The 16529-nt window shown below is 36.7% G+C and carries 22 protein-coding genes and 3 pseudogenes; 1 reads left to right on the plus strand and 24 read right to left on the minus strand.

Annotation, left to right across the window (positions count from 1 at the left end; translation table 11 throughout):
* Positions 1–14 precede the first annotated feature (14 nt).
* From JCM19034_RS23050 to JCM19034_RS09180, 15 genes and pseudogenes are all read right to left on the minus strand, one after another.
* Complete coding sequence (locus JCM19034_RS23050) at positions 15–254, minus strand: hypothetical protein (protein WP_231686884.1); 240 nt, start codon at positions 252–254, stop codon at positions 15–17.
* A pseudogene (locus JCM19034_RS09120) lies at positions 244–1022 on the minus strand (ABC transporter ATP-binding protein). The gene JCM19034_RS23050 and the pseudogene JCM19034_RS09120 overlap by 11 nt, the downstream one beginning before the upstream one ends.
* A gap of 258 nt (positions 1023–1280) precedes the next feature.
* Positions 1281–1937, minus strand: coding sequence for an FAD-dependent oxidoreductase (locus JCM19034_RS09125; RefSeq protein WP_231686885.1), 657 nt, complete (start codon positions 1935–1937; stop codon positions 1281–1283).
* Positions 1938–2006: 69 nt separating this feature from the next.
* Positions 2007–2348: an iron chaperone gene (locus JCM19034_RS09130; protein ID WP_370621871.1), complete on the minus strand. Its 342-nt coding sequence runs from the start codon at positions 2346–2348 to the stop codon at positions 2007–2009.
* 75 nt (positions 2349–2423) lie between these two features.
* Positions 2424–2792, minus strand: a pseudogene (locus JCM19034_RS24020) (SRPBCC domain-containing protein); the annotation flags it as partial.
* Between the two features lie 3 nt (positions 2793–2795).
* Positions 2796–3119, minus strand: a complete 324-nt coding sequence (locus JCM19034_RS09140; RefSeq protein ID WP_062049086.1) for a helix-turn-helix transcriptional regulator — start codon at positions 3117–3119, stop codon at positions 2796–2798.
* A 264-nt stretch (positions 3120–3383) separates the two neighbouring features.
* On the minus strand, positions 3384–3731 hold the full coding sequence (locus JCM19034_RS09145) for a DUF3147 family protein (RefSeq protein ID WP_062049088.1): 348 nt from the start codon (positions 3729–3731) through the stop codon (positions 3384–3386).
* The gene (locus JCM19034_RS09150) at positions 3722–4144 is read right to left on the minus strand and encodes a MarR family winged helix-turn-helix transcriptional regulator (protein WP_062049089.1); all 423 of its coding nucleotides are present in this window, start codon (positions 4142–4144) and stop codon (positions 3722–3724) included. Before JCM19034_RS09150 ends, JCM19034_RS09145 begins: the two co-directional genes overlap by 10 nt.
* A 172-nt stretch (positions 4145–4316) precedes the next feature.
* Positions 4317–4931: a lysozyme inhibitor LprI family protein gene (locus JCM19034_RS09155; RefSeq protein WP_231686886.1), complete on the minus strand. Its 615-nt coding sequence runs from the start codon at positions 4929–4931 to the stop codon at positions 4317–4319.
* Positions 4932–5155: 224 nt separating this feature from the next.
* Complete coding sequence (locus JCM19034_RS09160) at positions 5156–5371, minus strand: hypothetical protein (protein WP_062049090.1); 216 nt, start codon at positions 5369–5371, stop codon at positions 5156–5158.
* Positions 5361–5867, minus strand: a complete 507-nt coding sequence (locus tag JCM19034_RS09165) for an RNA polymerase sigma factor (RefSeq protein ID WP_156323938.1) — start codon at positions 5865–5867, stop codon at positions 5361–5363. The genes JCM19034_RS09160 and JCM19034_RS09165 overlap by 11 nt, the downstream gene beginning before the upstream one ends.
* A 16-nt stretch (positions 5868–5883) precedes the next feature.
* The gene (locus tag JCM19034_RS09170; RefSeq protein WP_062049093.1) at positions 5884–6255 is read right to left on the minus strand and encodes a hypothetical protein; all 372 of its coding nucleotides are present in this window, start codon (positions 6253–6255) and stop codon (positions 5884–5886) included.
* A gap of 302 nt (positions 6256–6557) precedes the next feature.
* Complete coding sequence (locus tag JCM19034_RS22225) at positions 6558–6734, minus strand: hypothetical protein (protein ID WP_197276373.1); 177 nt, start codon at positions 6732–6734, stop codon at positions 6558–6560.
* A gap of 47 nt (positions 6735–6781) precedes the next feature.
* A complete protein-coding gene (locus tag JCM19034_RS09175; RefSeq protein WP_062049095.1) occupies positions 6782–8236 on the minus strand; it encodes a serine hydrolase in 1455 nt (484 codons plus the stop codon).
* A 37-nt stretch (positions 8237–8273) separates the two neighbouring features.
* Positions 8274–8828: a TetR/AcrR family transcriptional regulator gene (locus JCM19034_RS09180; protein ID WP_062049096.1), complete on the minus strand. Its 555-nt coding sequence runs from the start codon at positions 8826–8828 to the stop codon at positions 8274–8276.
* A gap of 245 nt (positions 8829–9073) precedes the next feature.
* Between JCM19034_RS09180 and JCM19034_RS09185 the strand changes: the two genes are divergently transcribed.
* Positions 9074–10048, plus strand: coding sequence for an aldo/keto reductase family protein (locus JCM19034_RS09185; RefSeq protein WP_062049098.1), 975 nt, complete (start codon positions 9074–9076; stop codon positions 10046–10048).
* Between the two features lie 218 nt (positions 10049–10266).
* On the opposite strand, the gene JCM19034_RS09190 is transcribed toward JCM19034_RS09185, so the two are convergent.
* The 9 genes and pseudogenes from JCM19034_RS09190 to JCM19034_RS09225 form a co-directional block, all read right to left on the minus strand.
* Positions 10267–10911, minus strand: a complete 645-nt coding sequence (locus tag JCM19034_RS09190) for a YesL family protein (protein WP_062049100.1) — start codon at positions 10909–10911, stop codon at positions 10267–10269.
* A 21-nt stretch (positions 10912–10932) separates the two neighbouring features.
* A complete protein-coding gene (locus tag JCM19034_RS09195; protein WP_062049102.1) occupies positions 10933–11814 on the minus strand; it encodes a carbohydrate ABC transporter permease in 882 nt (293 codons plus the stop codon).
* Positions 11807–12682: a carbohydrate ABC transporter permease gene (locus JCM19034_RS09200; RefSeq protein ID WP_062049104.1), complete on the minus strand. Its 876-nt coding sequence runs from the start codon at positions 12680–12682 to the stop codon at positions 11807–11809. The genes JCM19034_RS09195 and JCM19034_RS09200 overlap by 8 nt, the downstream gene beginning before the upstream one ends.
* Positions 12683–12756: 74 nt before the next feature.
* Positions 12757–13602 carry an extracellular solute-binding protein gene (locus JCM19034_RS09205; protein ID WP_062049106.1) on the minus strand — a complete coding sequence of 282 codons (846 nt, stop codon included), beginning with the start codon at positions 13600–13602 and terminating at the stop codon, positions 12757–12759.
* Positions 13603–13613: 11 nt separating this feature from the next.
* On the minus strand, positions 13614–14054 hold the full coding sequence (locus JCM19034_RS24025; RefSeq protein ID WP_062049108.1) for an ABC transporter substrate-binding protein: 441 nt from the start codon (positions 14052–14054) through the stop codon (positions 13614–13616).
* A gap of 23 nt (positions 14055–14077) precedes the next feature.
* Complete coding sequence (locus tag JCM19034_RS09215; protein WP_062049110.1) at positions 14078–14434, minus strand: hypothetical protein; 357 nt, start codon at positions 14432–14434, stop codon at positions 14078–14080.
* Entirely contained in the window at positions 14398–15672 is a 1275-nt protein-coding gene (locus JCM19034_RS09220) for a glycoside hydrolase family 2 TIM barrel-domain containing protein (protein ID WP_062049112.1), read from the minus strand. The genes JCM19034_RS09215 and JCM19034_RS09220 overlap by 37 nt, the downstream gene beginning before the upstream one ends.
* Before the next feature lie 9 nt (positions 15673–15681).
* Positions 15682–15867, minus strand: a pseudogene (locus tag JCM19034_RS23060) (hypothetical protein); the annotation flags it as partial.
* Positions 15836–16471, minus strand: coding sequence for a sugar-binding domain-containing protein (locus JCM19034_RS09225; protein ID WP_156323931.1), 636 nt, complete (start codon positions 16469–16471; stop codon positions 15836–15838). The gene JCM19034_RS09225 and the pseudogene JCM19034_RS23060, both read right to left, overlap by 32 nt.
* Positions 16472–16529 lie beyond the last annotated feature (58 nt).

Here is a 16529-nt window from a genome sequence, read left to right on the forward strand (position 1 = left end):
TTAATTGGTACCGGTTAGCAAATAAAAATTAAGAAAAACAATAAAAATAAGGCAAATACATAGACAATTTGCATTTCAGCTAAAAGTGTATCGATCGCATCACTTTCAAATTCCCTTAAAAATAAAATAATATCTTGTTTCCCCAACGAAAGAATAATATAAAATGATGCCACTGCTGTTACAAGCGTTGCAAAATAGATGGCATTCTCCTTGCGACTTCGTTTGGCATTACGATAAATCAACTTAGAGAACATTTGCACTTCCTCCTCCAAGCTGTGCTAGCACCTGCAAGATTCTCTCATAAAATTGATCCTGTGACTCAGCCTGTTTGCGACGCAGCTCATGGAAGATAACCCCATCTTGAATAAACAAGATTCTTGAGCAAAAACTCGCTGCATTAGGATCGTGGCTGACCATTAAAATCGTTCTATCACTACTTTTATTAATCCCTTCCAACTTATTCATTAACGTTCTTGCAGATCGTGTGTCCAGTGCTCCTGTTGGTTCATCTGCAAGGACGATATCTGGCTCAGAAATTAAGCAACGAGCAGCAGCTACCCTTTGCTTTTGTCCCCCTGACATCTGTGAAGGGAATTTATGAAGAATATCAGTAATTTCTAAAAAATCTGCTAGCTCCTCTAATTTAGCACGTGCTTTTGCAAATTCTACTCCATGAATAGACAGCGGTAATAGGATATTCTCTTGTCCAGTTAAATTATCTAGCAGGGCAAAGTCTTGAAACAAATAGCCTATTCGACTGCCTCGATACTCTGCTAAATTCTTACTGTCAAAAGCACTAATGTTTTCCCCATTTAAAAGCACACGCCCAGATGTTGGTTTAATAATGGTTGCGATACAGTTTAATAATGTCGTTTTACCAGAACCACTTGGTCCCATTATACCTAAAAATTCTCCTGATAGAATATCAAACTAATCCCTTGTATCGCTTTCGTTATGTTGTTATTCTTTCCATAGTTTTTTTTCAAGTCTTGAACCTCTAGTAATTTCTCTTGTCTGATCATGTATAACTCTCCTTTTATTATCATTTTCCGGAATGATAATCGTTCGATCGAATCGCGATATACATATTATAATGAGAATTAAAAGCTAGAAACACTTACAAATGGTGTAAGGAAATATCCCCTTTTATACCATTCAAAACTCATTAAGATATAAACTTCACAATACAAAAAAAGCATGCTGAATGTTAGCACGCTACAATATTCTCACTCTCTATGTCTCAACTTATATTACTAATACAATAATTCTAACTAGAATACCTAATATCCCCAAAATGAATCCTTATTAATATTTCTCCTAGGCACATTCTGCTTTTGTAAATATGTAGTTGTTGCTTCTACCATTGACTTCGGTCCTGCAACAAAGAAATGGCCATCATTTGAATAGGTGCTTAGCCACTTATCCAATTCTTTGTTTAACTGATTTCTGTCATTAAGATAGGTTAAATTAACGGAAGTCTTTTTGGCCATTTCGTCCAACTCATCTTGAAAAATATATGATTTACTGCTATCCAAATATATAAATTGAATTTGTTTAGACTGACTTTTCCCTTCTGCCTCGATTTGTTTGAGCATTGACCGAAATGGTGTAATGCCAATTCCTCCAGCTATTAGTATCGTAGGGCGATCCTCTGTTAAGTGAAATGATCCTACAGGCCCAGCCATTTTAATCGTATCTCCCTTTTTTAAGGCTAACATCGCTTTTTTAAATTCACTATTACTCATTTTCATCGTCAGTTGAATGACATCTTCCTCAGGTGCCGATGCGATTGTAAATGGACGAGTATGGTCTTTGACCTTCTTATGTGTGATCGTAAATAAGCCATGCTGACCAGCCTTCCAAGTTACATCTTTTGCTTTTTCAAAAAGAAATGTATAGACACCTTCTGATTCTTGAAAGCTTTCGATAAAAGGCAAATCCCTTTTTCTAAAGATGGAAACGATATCTCGAAAAACGCCATCTTAATCACTCCTTTAAAGGTCAGATTACTTTCTCCAAAACGTCGTACAATTTGCCTTATCCCAAATATTAAAATCAATCATTTTCTCCAATAGTTCATAATCGACTTCACGATTCCAGGGGATACGAATAATCTCTTTCGTATATTCATAACCAGCCTTTTGAATATCCTCTTCAACATGTGAAATAGCTACCTGTTCTGGTGCAACAGATAAATGTTTTTTTGATACACTAAACCCAATAATAAACGTACCATGATCCGTAAACATCGGTTGCTTCCATTTGATTCCTGTTTCTAATTTTGGATATTTTTCCGTAATCCAGTTGAATATTTGTTCTGTTCTTTCCTTATGTGTTTCATGATCAATTCCTTGTAAAAATTCGGTGAAATTCGCGAGGTTATGTCCTCCTTTTTGAACTGCTGATTTTCCTTCTAACACTCTTTGAAGCTCTTCCACTTTATAAGCCCAACCATATTTCGCACCGTTATAGGCTTCCCCTTGTTCTTCAAATCCAGTATGTTCAAGGTGTAAATGTGTTATCTCTCCTTCTTCTTTTAACGTCCAGGTTACGATGGTATCAATTGGGCCTCCTATCCATGTATAAGATAAGGTATGTGGTTCTTCTACTACTAACACTTCACAATTCACAACTAACTCCATTTCCTTATTCCAAAACTGACACTTATGTCCCACTATTGGTTTGAAATTGTTCTCCATTACCCATTGTGTAAGTGTGTCTGAATGAGTTAATGCGTTCCACACTTTATTAATCGGACTCTTAAATTGAAAATCTAACGATAAATCTGCCATTTGTTACTCCTCCTCCAAAATTCTCCTAAGTATCGTTGCTCGTTCATTCCAAAATTGTTCATAAAAGGACAACCAGTCCTTCACTTCTTGCAACGGCTCTGGGTTCAGTCGATACTTTGTTTCCCTGCCTGATTTGCGTTTATTCACTAAATTCGCTTCTCTAAGAATTAGCAAATGCTTCGATACTGCCGTACGCCCCATTTGAAAGTGAGGAGTTATTTCATGTAAAGGCAACTCATCCGCATCAGCCAATATACGTATTAATTTACGCCTTGTCGGATCAGCAATGGCTACAAAAACATCACGTTTTTCATCTATTTTTTTCAAAACGCTCTCCCCCTTAATGCGTTACCATTTGGTGTCGCTTTTTATTATACGACACCAAACAGTGTCAAGTCAATTATTTTATTTACGAGAAAGCTTTACGGATGAATAAGATCGTATGATCTTATTCATCGTAAAGGGATCTTAATTCATGGAATATTCCATTTGTATAAAAGCCTATATGTCTTTTTATCAATCATTGCAATGTAAACCCCCGTAGGAAAAAATGTGTATCCCCCATTTACCTACCGAATAAGCAGAACAAATTTAGAAAAATGAAGTAACCTTCTTTAGAAGGAATTCTTGAACTGTTAAAAAAACAATCCATCCACCAATTCCAAAACCTATCGAAATAAATAAAGATAAAGATGCTTTCAATGAAATGACGACGATTATTAATAGTACAGCAGTCGCAGGGAACCCCCATAGAACACCTAAGGCAAATTTACTTAGACTGGTTGTTTGTTCACCTTGTATATAAAGCCAAAACAAACTGAGCAAGCTTACTAAAGGTAAAGCAGCAATTAGCCCACCATACTTTGGAAAAACTCTTGCCACTTCTGTTACTAAGCCAATAATGATTGCTGTGACCAATATTTTTATAATTAAATACACTTCTTTGCCTCCTGACTGAGAAGGTCGAATGCTTTTTCTATCATTTCTACTTCAGATGCACTGAGGTTCCCTAATACTTTATAAAGTTTTTCATTATCTAACCGGGTATTTCTATATAATACTTCCCTTCCTTCTTTCGTTAAAATGACAATTACTTTCCGTTCATCTTCAATGCTTCTTTCTTTAGATACAAAGCCCTTTTTAATGAGCCTTTTAATATGTTCAGAAGCTGTATTATGAGTCACACCTAGATAATTCGCTAAATCACCTATCGTTGTTTCTTGTTTCTTCTCTATGTGCTGCAATAATCGTATAGCCTGGTGCGAGAGATTTTCTTGATGGACGTAGTGGAGTGCGTGATAAATATCTGTCCAATTTTGATTGATATTATTAATTGTGTTCTTTAAAGTCACAACGGTAAACCTCCTTTTTATTATATCTTATAGTACGATATATTCTTATGTAAAGATAAATAATCCAAAAATAAAAAAAGCCACCATTTTGGCGGCACTTTCAAATATTTCAAAACTTCCTTTTATCTTCTTTCGCTTATCTCCCCGTACGTATCGTCGTTATTAGTAAACATTACTCCATATAGCTTGCAACTAGCTCGTAACATCTTTCCCTCGTGAGACTTGCCTGTGTTGCAACATATTCTAATGATTCCGTTGAGCCGCCTTCATATTTTAATGAAGCTTCCTTCGCGGTTTCATCTCGAGAAGTGATCCAATCTCGTTGTTCTTCTCTAAGACTGTCCATCTGTTCTTTACTAAGCTGTTCTTCCAACAGCTTATATATTTCGTTCAATTCCTTATCCCATTTCGTATATCTCTCAGTTTCTTGTTCCTCAAGCTCTACTACCGTTGATTTAGCTTCTTCATTTCTATCGTCTTCTTCCATTTTATTAAGTTTCTTGAGATAATCGTCCTTCATACTGGTTGTGGTATTAGTAGACGAGTCTCCTTCTACTGAAGGTTCATCCTTTGATGAATCCACTGTATCAACGATATCTGTAAGGCTATTGTCGGAATTCACTTCACTTTCTGTTGAATCTTCATCAACAGTATCGTCTTTTGTGTCTTGATAAGAATCGGTATTTAGTGACTCGTTTTCCATACTATCTTCAGTTGTGTTTACACAACCCGAATATAAAATGACCAATACTAAAGAAATTATGGCTATTGCTATTTTCCTTTTCAAAATTGCCCTCCTCTTGTCGCACTTATGTAGTGTGCTGATCACCTCGTTAGTTTATCATCATGTAAACTGTACTCGATTAAACAAGAGTTAAACAAAACTAGGGATTGCATCACTTTCTATGACTGTTCAAAGCATTGTAACATATCTTCTCTTTTATGAATACTTGGTTCATTGTCTGACATCTCAATTTTAGATAAGGGCAACAGCATATATGACTGTTATTGCTATAACAAAAAACAGGGAGCAACTTTTAATAGAATGACTCCATTAAAAGAAACGATCAGTTGCTCAAATGGATTCCTTGTAGGTGAAGCAAGAAATGCAAGAAAACGATTTATTATTTTCCTTTTTGGTTTCAGAGCGATATCTGGTATATCGACGTGATATTCATTTAATTTTGATACTAAAAATTTCTCCTTTTCAAAAGGGTCATGACTCATTAAAGTCTCCTCCTAATTCATCTTTTAATCTGCCTATAGCATTATGCAACCGTGATTTAACTGTCCCTATAGGAATTTGGAGAATATTTGATATATCCTCTTGGGTCAAGTCATGATAATAATATAATAAGATTACCGCTCGTTGAATCTCAGGTAGCTTTGCAACTGCTTCCCGTATAGTTAATCTATCGGTAATGTCAATAAATCCTTTAGTTAGCGGCGTAAGAAATGGGAGTAAAGCTTGAAGCTTTTTCCGTCTGTTCAACTTATTTACCATTAACCTATAAGCAATTTGAAAAAGATAAGGCTTTAACGTCCCCTTTCTTCGGTCAAAATCATACCTACGTTGCTGTAATCGAACAAAAGAATCTTGAACAATATCAATACTCAGTTGTTCATCTCTTGTATAACGGAAAATAAACGAATAAAGTGTAGGCTTTAGTATTGAATAAATACCTTCAAATGCTTGATCATTCCCAGATTGGAAATCAACCATTAATTCATCTTCCCGTCTACTCAATTTCATTTCCCCAACGTTCTTTGATTGACTTTAATGTTAAAGAAACCCTCGAAATTAAATAAATTATTGAGACGATTGTCCAAGCTTGTGCTTGATTCGTAAAAAATTGCACATAAGTATTTTCTACTGTCTCCCCGCTTGAAATCAAAATATTTAATGCTTGCACACAAATAATCGTATAAATTGCAATTAGAAGCGTAAGCGTATCAAATACATTCCATCTTAAAAATAGTTTTGTTTTCTTATAATTAATTTTCCCTCGTTCTCGTACAATATATTTTCTATCCAATGGAATAGCAATACTCAAAATAGTCACGATCATTAGTCCAGTTATAATTAATGAAGCAATCCAGCCGTTATCCATCGTTTACCATCCTCTCATTTGTCTTTATTAACTATACAATTAAGAAATGAGAAAGGTTCACCGCTATATACTTTTTTTTTTGCAAAGTTTCGGCTGTGATATTAAAAGGGTGAAAACATCTACTTTCTAATCAAGTTGAAGAAAATTCTTTTTATTGCTACACTGGCTTCTTTACATGTGCCCCACAAATGCCTCCCTAACTTATCCCCTTCAAACTTGGATCACATATATTTAATGGTTACAAAAAAAACGCTGATACATTAACAGCGTTTTCTACTACAACATCGGAAAAATAACTCTTGTTACCCTTCTAGCTTGTTTGTTGATGTTTTTAATTCTTTTGCAGACTTATCGAGGTAGACATCTAGAAATGTTCCATCATTAAATTTTATCACTACAGCACTATTAGTAATCACTATATCATCCACCGTTTTACCTTTTAATTCTTCAGGTACAACTTTAAACTTGTTCGTTTCCATCTTTATGTACTCCCATCTAATTTTGTTTTATACCGATTAAGATCTTTTTACTTTTTTAACGAGAAAGACTCAAGATTTGGAACGTTATTTTTATGATTTGTCCGCTTTTTAAATGCATTCATAATGAAGGGAATAATTCCATTGATAGCTAATATAGCTACTAGAACTTGAATTAAAAACGCTATATCAGGTGCATATAGTTTAATGGCTTTCCAAGGTGTTCCCATCATATAGGTTATCGTAGGAATAAGTCCTATTGTCAAAAACAAAAATAGAATAGCCAAAGAAAACCTCAGGCTTCTTCTTAATCTTTGTTTACGTCTAAGAATCATAAAATGAACCACGGTCAAAATGACGAGCATTATTGTTATTCCTAAAGTAATCCATTGGAGAGTATAGCTCTGTGGTGGCACTTCAACAGGTTCGACCCCATTCATGATCGAACGAATCCCTTCCATTATTTCAGAAACTTGACGATCCTCAGTGAAGTGATATTTATTTGTTAAAAGGACGGCAGCAACATCCTGCTCTGGTATAAAAAACATTTCTGCTCTATGATCAGATGTTGCTCCACCATGAAAAGGGAAGTTTTCCGTTTTTGAAAAGTGCCATCCTAAACCGTATGTTCTACCTTCTTCAGGGGGAGTTTTTAATAAATCGAGGTTTTGTTCAGATAATAATTCTCCACCCTCTAACATGAACGTTAAAAATTTCGCCAAATCATTTGTTGTTGATGCGATATATCCGTAGGGAGCACCCGCATTATCATATAACCCATCACTTTTTATAGGCTTACCGAACCAAGACACAAAACCAGGTTTATACCCCAAAACACGAGCTGTTTCATAGTCGGCAGCAGAATGTCTCATATTAAGAGGTGTAAAGATTCTTTTGTCTAAGAACTCTGAATAGGTTCCATTTGTCACTTCTTCAACGATTAAACCTAGCAGTAAATAGTTAGCGGAGTTATATTCATATACCTCTCCAGGCACATGAGATAACTCAACACCATTAAGTTCATCTACAGATTTAGTTATAATCGTTTCTTCTGTTGAATCCTTGTCTGTGACTTTAAGGCCTTCAAACTCACTAATACCACTTGTATGTTCTAATAAATGCAATACTGTAATTTGTTTAGAACTATCCGTTTTATAGGCAAACGATGGGATATAGTTCTCTATCGGTTCATCTAGTTTTATTATGCCATCTTCGACCAACATCATAATAGCTAGAGAGGTGATTGGTTTACTTAATGAACCAATCAGAAAAGGCTTGTCTGCCGTTACCTTTGATCCATCGCTCATAACACCCCAATCATCATGATAAAAAATTTCCTCGTTTTTAACAACCGTAAGAGATGCTCCAGGAATGTTATATGTATCTATAGATTCCATCATATAATCTTCTATCTTCTGTTTTGTATCTTCTTCCCCTTCAGCTGCAACAGGGAATGGGACTAAAATATATAGAACAAACACGAAGATGACAATTCCCTTTTTCATTTTTTGACACTCCTTTAGAAATCCCCATGTTGATCATTTAATCATCATGTTTATTTAAATAAAGTTCCAATAGTTCAATTACCAATTTATATGCTTGATCAAGATCAAATTCGTCATCAATTAGTTTCTGAAGAGCAAGTCCATCAAACACAGACAATAGAATACTCGCAAGAGCCTCTGTTTGACCAAGATCACTATTTAGCTTTTGTAATGGATGGGACAGACTTTCTCTTCCACTTTGTAATATGTTTTTAACTTCTTGTTTTAAAGGATCACCCTTTAACCCTAATGAAAAGAGCTCATATCTCCAACGGTACCAATCGGGCTCTTTATTCACCCTCGATTTAACTTCGAGCAGAACATCCAATGGATTTATTTCCAATTCTTCTTGGTTATCATATTTATGATGATATTGCTCTTGAATGTTGCTCTGAACAGAAATTAACAACTCCTCCTTATTCTTAAAATAATAATGAACTAGGCCAGGAGTTATCCCTGCTTCGCGAGCAACATCTTTTATAGATGCGTTATTAAAGCCCTTCCTACTAAAAACTTTATATGCAGCATCGATTAAAAGTTGACGCTTATCCATTGCTTTTGTAACCTCCATTATCGTTTGGTTGACCAACCAATTCCCATTGTATCTGAATCTATAGATAACTACAACGTAAAACTTGAGAAATCGTATAGTTCAAGATGACTCCCGCCATAATTTCATTTTTTCATATTGACCTAGAGTTAACTCTATAGTGTACTTTAATAGTAACGTGCTGGCGAAAAATGTGTTATTTTTAATGTAAGTGCTTTTATCATTTTATAAAAGGATTGTGATGAAAAGTGAAATATAGACGTGTCGGAAATAGTGGATTAAAAATAAGCGAGCTTGGTCTCGGTAGTTGGCTTACATATGGAACCGCATCAGAACAAGAAGCTGCTGATGCATGTATTAAAAAAGCGTTTGAAAGCGGTATTAATTTCTTTGATACAGCTAATGCCTATAACAGGGGTGCAGGTGAAGAAGCACTAGGTTCTGCACTCAAGCCTTATCGTAGATCGGATTATGTTCTCTCAACAAAGGTTTTCTTTCCGATGGGAGAGGGAGCAAATGACCGAGGGTTATCAAGAAAGCACATTATTGAACAATGTGAAGCCAGCTTAAAACGTCTTAATGTCGACTATATTGATATCTACTTTTGCCATCGTTACGATGACGAAACACCGACAGAAGAGACACTTCGAGCTCTCAATGATCTAGTTACACAAGGAAAAATTCTATACGCAGGTGTTAGTGAGTGGAGTGCTGCACAAATTAAAGAGGGTAGCGGGATTAGCAGAAGATTAAATCTTCATCCGCTCATTGCGAATCAACCGATTTATAATATGTTTGAGCGATATATTGAAGACGAAGTATTAAAAGTTAGTGAAGAAGAAGGAATTGGGCAAATTGTCTTCTCACCACTCGCACAAGGGGTTTTAACAGGAAAATATAAACCTGGTGCCAAAATTCCAAAAAATAGCCGAGCAGCAAATGAGCACGTCAATGGTGTCATTAATAGCTATCTCCAAGAAAATGTATTGGAATGTGTGCAGGAACTTGATGGTGTCGCACAGGGACTTGGCATTTCACTGGCACAACTTTCATTAGCTTGGGTACTACGTCAGCCAGGAGTCAGCTCTGCATTAATTGGAGCAAGTAGGCCGGAACAGATTGAAGAAAATATCAAGGCTGTTCAGGTAGAACTACAGACTGATGTCATCAAGGAGATCGAGGGAATTTTAAAGAATGTGGAGGATTTTGCTCCTTTAAGATAAAAAACCCCTTAAAATTCTGAAGCGAATAACCTTTACACCCCAAGTCAATAAGTTCATGCGATACTTTCATTTAAAACTTTAAAAAAGTATCGCATGATTTTTATAGATGACGTTTTCTTATGTCTAAATCATATTCGTATACCTACCTCAGGTCAGAAATACGTTTATAAACAAGCTCGAATTGTTTCCAGCTTTCTAGCTATTTCTGTTTAGAGTATCTAAAAATTCACACTTTCTCTAATCTCATCTTGTATGGCCCTTGTTTTATCTATTGCCTTTTTGATTCTTAATACAACCACAAAGGTAATCGCACTTCCTGAAAAAAAGAATAATAATCCCGGCATGAATAGCTGGATAATGACTAATCCACTTGTGGCAACAACAATAATCAAAGAATTCACTGGGTAGCCTATGACAAACTTGGTACTTGTTTTAAACAACTCCACAATACTAACATTGTTGTTGATATATAACGGTATAATGGTGATACAGATTAGTAAGTGAATCATTCCCATTGCTACTGTTATTACACTATAGAACATAGGAAGACTATTTGCTTGAATAAAGGAGTAATTATACAACAAAACAGCACCTACTATCGCTGACAACAGAAAGATTATATTAGTCTTAATAAATTGCTTTCGATAAACATTAATAAAAAGACGTACGACCGAGAAACTACTATTGTTATCTATCCAGCGACTTATGACAGCACTCATTGCTGCTGTGGAAGGTCCAATGCCAAAAATACCTAAGCCTAGTAAAGTAAAGACGAGCCAAAGTAAGTTTACTGTTGCTAAGCGTGATATCCAAATAGCTAACAAGTATAGCTTTTGAAGTATTGGTTGATTTTCCAAAAACATAGCACCCATCCTCCTAACAATTTACCCTTTTACTGAACCACCGAGTTTAATACCTGCCATTATATGATTTTGAAGAAAAACAAATAATAGCAACGGAGGAATTAGCGCAACGATTGAAGCTGCAAACAACATACCAAAGTCGGTAAGGCCTTGACGACCTGCGTCTAATGTATATAATGCAAGCTGTAAAGGATACTTGTCTTGTGTACTTAAATAAATTAACGGCCCCATAAAGTCATTCCAGTTACTATTAAAGGTAAATACGCCAATTGTGATGATAACAGGCATACATATAGGTACGATTATTTTCGTTAAGATTTTAAACGAGCTAGCCCCATCCATATAAGCAGACTCATCTAAACTACGTGGGATCCCCATAATAAACTGACGCATGAGAAAGATGTTAAATGCACTTCCGAATAAATTAGGCACAATTAAAGGCAAGTAGGTGTTAACCCAGCCTAAATTTGAAAAAATTAAAAATTGTGGAATTAAAGTTACTTGTGGCGGAATCATCATCGTCGCTAATACGAAAATAAACACCTTCTGATTCCACGGATGTCTAAATCGAGCAAATCCGTATGCAACAATTAATGACGAGATGACGGTAAACACCATATTAAAGCCAACCAAAGTGAAACTATTTAAAGCATACTTAAAGAATGGAAACCGATCTAATAGATTGGTGTAATTTTCCCAATGAAAATTCGATGGGATCCACTCAATAGGCACAGTGAAAATTCTACCTGAAGGCTTGAATGATCCGGATAATGTCCATACTATAGGAATTAAGAACGCAATGGTTAACCCGATCAAAAAGGTATATTTTATAGCTAGTATGAACTTTTCTTTTGGAGGCAATGCCCAAACATCTCTGAATCTTTTTATTTGTTTATTATTCATAATGCACCCACTTCTTTCCTAAGGCCAATTGTATGAGTGTAAAGAACATGATCACCACAAACATAACCCACGCTAAGGCAGAAGCATAACCCATACGATAGCTTTCAAATGCATTACTGTACAAATGAACCATTAAGGTATCGGTCCATAGTCGATCAGCTCCAGGTAAAATCATCGGCTCATTAAACATTTGAAACGTACCAATCATCCCCATTGTTAACAAAAAGAATAGAGCGGGGCTTATTTGAGGAACGACCACAGAGAAGAACTTTCTAATCGGTGATGCCCCATCAATGTCGGCCGCTTCAAGCTGATCCTGTGGTACACTAGCAAGAGCAGGTAGCAAAATCAGCATACTCCCGCCTACACCCCAAAGCTGTGTTAAAATAATCGCAGGCTTTGCCCAAAACTGATCACTTAGCCAACCAGGCCCTTCAATACCAATCATTGCCAAAACGGCATTGATGACCCCAACATTCTCTCCTTGAAATCCTGGTGCCAGCATGTAGTTCCACAAAATCAAAATTGCAACGCCACCAAAGATGGATGGCAAGTAAAAGGTTGTTCTAAAAAAAGAAATCGCAGGGATGTTCCGATATAGCACGAGCGCCACAATTAACGACGCCGTTACAGTGATTGGAACTCCTATAAACACATAATATAGTGTGTTCCCTAAGTAGGACCAAAATCGTTCATTTTGAAACAAGTTTATATAATTGGTTATACCAATCCATTCAGCAGGCGTTAATACATCATATCGGGTAAAGCTTAGATAAATTGATGCGAGCATAGGTCCAATTGTAAAAAGGCTAAAGCCAATGATAAAAGGGGAAATATATAACCAGAATTTTTTCTTCTCATTGTTCATAGTAAAATCCCTTTCTTATGCAATTTAACTAAATATAGAGGGGGATACCCTCTATATTTAACCTTTTTTACTCTTTATTCAAAGCTCTCTAATAATCGTTCTTGCTCTTCAAGAAGCGGTTCAATATCTTCTCTAAGTGCTTTCATTTCTACATCCACTGGTTCTTCTAAATTAATAATTCTTGATAGTCTATTTTGTACCTCTTCATTAATTTCGCTCCACATTAATGATGCTTCAGGAGGATACGCACCTTCCACCGCATCAAGCGTTGATGCAAAGTTTTCCGGACCAATATCACCAATTTCTAAGTAAGCATCTGATTCTGCTATCGAACGTCGCGAAGGTGTCTCAGCGTGCTCGCTGGCTAGAATTTCTTGAGCTTCGGCTCCCGTCCAAAACTTAATAACCTCCCATGCGGCTTCTTTGTTAGATGACGCATTAGCAATGTGAAACGCATTTGAAAACGTTGGTGCCGTATCATCAATACCAGGCATAGTCGGTGCACTGGTCATATCCCATTCAAAATCTTCAATGTTCGCTCGACTAGACAGAATATGCCAAGGCCCATCAATTAAAAACCCTTGTCGTCCACTTGTCCATAGATCAACACCCTCTGGAATTTGTGAATCATTTGGTGCTATATTCAAATCATTCACTAAATAGCGCATTTTCTCAATCATTTCTATTCCTTCAGGTGAATCTAATTGAAATTCGGTAAAATCTTCACTTAGCATTCTCACACCATGTGAGCGCGTAAATTGACTTGTACTTGCCCACCAGCCACCTAATGAATTCATACCGAACACACCTTCAGAAGGGTTGGTAATCGTTTCAGCCATCTCAATAATTTCTTCCCAAGTTGAATTTTCATCAGGATAATCTAAGCCATGCTGATCAAGCAAATTCTTGTTGTAAAACATCATGACTGTTCCTAATCTAAGCGGCAGTCCATACAAGCGGTCATTATGCTATAGGCCTCAATACCTACTTCATAAAAGTCATCTAAATCAAAGTCATCATCTTCCTCTGCCCATGGTGTTAAATCTTCCAATACTCCACGAGCAGCAAAATAATAGGAATTTTCAGCAAGCTGGACAATATCATATACATCACCAGAAGCAAAGCGCGTTAACAGGTGCTGACCATATTCGTCCCCCGGTACATTCACTAATTCTACTTGAATGTGATCATTTTGTTCCTCAAAGGCAGCTTTAATATTTTCCATGCGTGTTTGATCAAAATCTCCGCCCCAATATGCAAATCGAATCTCTGTTTGATCACTACTACTAACATCTTCGGATCCATTATTTCCACACGCCGCTAATGTAAGCGTAATCATTAGAAGCAAGAGTCCACCCATTTTTCTTAACATAAATAACGCCTCCCCTTTATCCTTCAAACAATCGTAAAAGTCACTTTCGTATCCTTTACACCTTTGTTGCGAATATGAATCGCCGCCTCACCTCCCTCAGTTTTACTACGTACATAGATGAGTACATAACCTTGATGAAAGTTTCGATGGGACTCAGAGTATGGGGTTAAATCAGAAAGATCACCATTTTCAATCCCTAATATTTCAATGGCCCCCTCAGTACTCACTTCGATTCTTTCTTGATCATTGATCACCATTCTTCCTTCCTGATCAGTCAAAACCACTTCTATATGAGCAATATCTTCGCCATTTGCTACTAATTTATCTTTATCACTTACCGCCTTTAGTAGATAGTGATCGTGACTAGGTGTGTAAAACACATCCTCAAAAACTCATTATCGTCATTTAAGACGACAAGCTTTATTTCGCCTTTTTGAAAGTTTGTTTGCCACTCCGGCACTTCACCGATTTTCGTTACTTCTTTAACACCTAACGATTTTCCGTTGACAAAGCATTCCGCTCTTTGACCATTTGTATAACCTCTAATCAAGACTAGGTCATCGTCATGATAATCCCACTTGAAATATTCCTGGTGGCTACCCATTTGTTCTACAGTCAACTTACCAAATAGCTCCTTTGACCATAAGCTTTTTCGCAAATAAAAACCCGGCTTTTCACGACCTGCTAAATCTAGTAAGCCTGCCCTCGACCCTCTTATCGGCCAACCCTGTGCTTCTCCTAGAAAATCAATTCCAGTCCATAGGAACTGACCTGAAATATAAGGGCGATTGACCACCTCCAACCAGTTCTCAACAGAATGACTGTTCTCACTACCATAAATCACTTGGCTAGTATTCTTGTTATGATCCTGCTCATATAAATGTTCTTTGTAGTTATAACCAACGATATCTAATGTATCTGACAGCCCTGTTAAATTTGATAGCTCAGGATAGGCTAATGCAGCAGTTACTGGTCTTGTCATATCCATTTCTTTTACATAGTTAACTAGTTTTTTAGAAATCGAAACAAGTCGCTCTGCATTTGGCTTATTCGGATCGTATTGCCGTTCTTCAACTGGCTTATCTTTATCATTATTACCGGTCATTTCTTTAAACGACGGGTGACAATATGGATCATTTGGATAATCAATTTCATTACCAATGCTCCAGGCAATGATGGAAGGATGATTACGATCTCTTTGCACCCAATCCTTCAGATCTCGTTCGCCCCATTCAGGGAAATGTTCAAAATAACCATCATGCTTAGGCGGATAAACATTATGCCCTGTCGACCATTTGTTTTTTGGACCTTCCCATTCATCGAAAATTTCATCTATAACGAAGAAACCCATTTCATCACATAGATCCAACAAATTTGGTGCAGGTGGATTATGACTCATTCTAATTGCATTAGCACCTAAATCTTTAAATTTTTCTAAACGCCGTTGCCAAACTGCTTTAGGTACAGCGGCACCTAATGTTCCAGCATCATGGTGCACACATACACCCTTTAGTAAGGTAGGTTTTCCATTTAGAAAAAATCCCTTTTCAGAGTCAAAGCTAATGCTTCGTATTCCAACTGTAGTAACCTGTTCATCGACTAGCTCATCTGCTTCCATAACACGTGTAACCAATTGATATAGATGAGGAGTTTCTGGTGACCATAATTTTGGGGAATCAATGTTTAGCTCAAATGCTAGCTGCTCAACATCATTAGCTTGTAGAGTAATCTGCTGTGATGACTTCCCCCGAATGTAGTCGTTATCATCATATAGAACACTTTCAATTTTTAAGCTTTTTTCGGTACGCTGTATCGTTTTCTATATTTGTCTCGACAGCAACTATCGCACTGTTTGCATCAGATGATTTGGTGTAAAAGAACGTGCTTCCCGGCACAATACGTGTTTGGTTCTGAACCGTCAGGTATACATTTCGATAAATACCAGTACCAGTAAACCAGCGAGAATCGCTCGTTGAAGGGCGATCCAGTCTAATCGAAAGTACATTATGACCAGAATGAACAAAATCAGAAATATCATAACTAAACGTGCTGTATCCATACGGTCTATATCCTAGATAATAGCTGTTAACCCAAACTTTTGCATTTTGATAAGCACCCTCAATCGTTAAGTTGACCTTTTTTTCTTTTATGTCCTCTTGTAGGTGAAACGACTTCCGATACCAGCCAATGCCACCTGGTAAATAACCAGTACCACTTGAATGCTCTTTTGAAAAAGGAGCTTCAACCGACCAATCATGTGGAAGCTGCACATCTCGCCAATGCCGATCATCAAATCCTTTATACCAAGCTTTTTTCTCTTCTCCTAATAAAAACTTCCAATCGAGGTTCATGTTGTACTTTTTTGTCATAAAGTCACCTTTCCGCGTATAGTAACCGCTTACTTTTTTCTGAAACAATCGCTAAGCTCTGCTTCTCAAGGATATTTTTCTTAACATCCATGTTTCTCAAAATTAA

It is taken from the genome of Bacillus sp. JCM 19034, assembly GCF_001310635.1.
GTDB lineage: Bacteria > Bacillota > Bacilli > Bacillales > Bacillaceae_D > Halalkalibacter.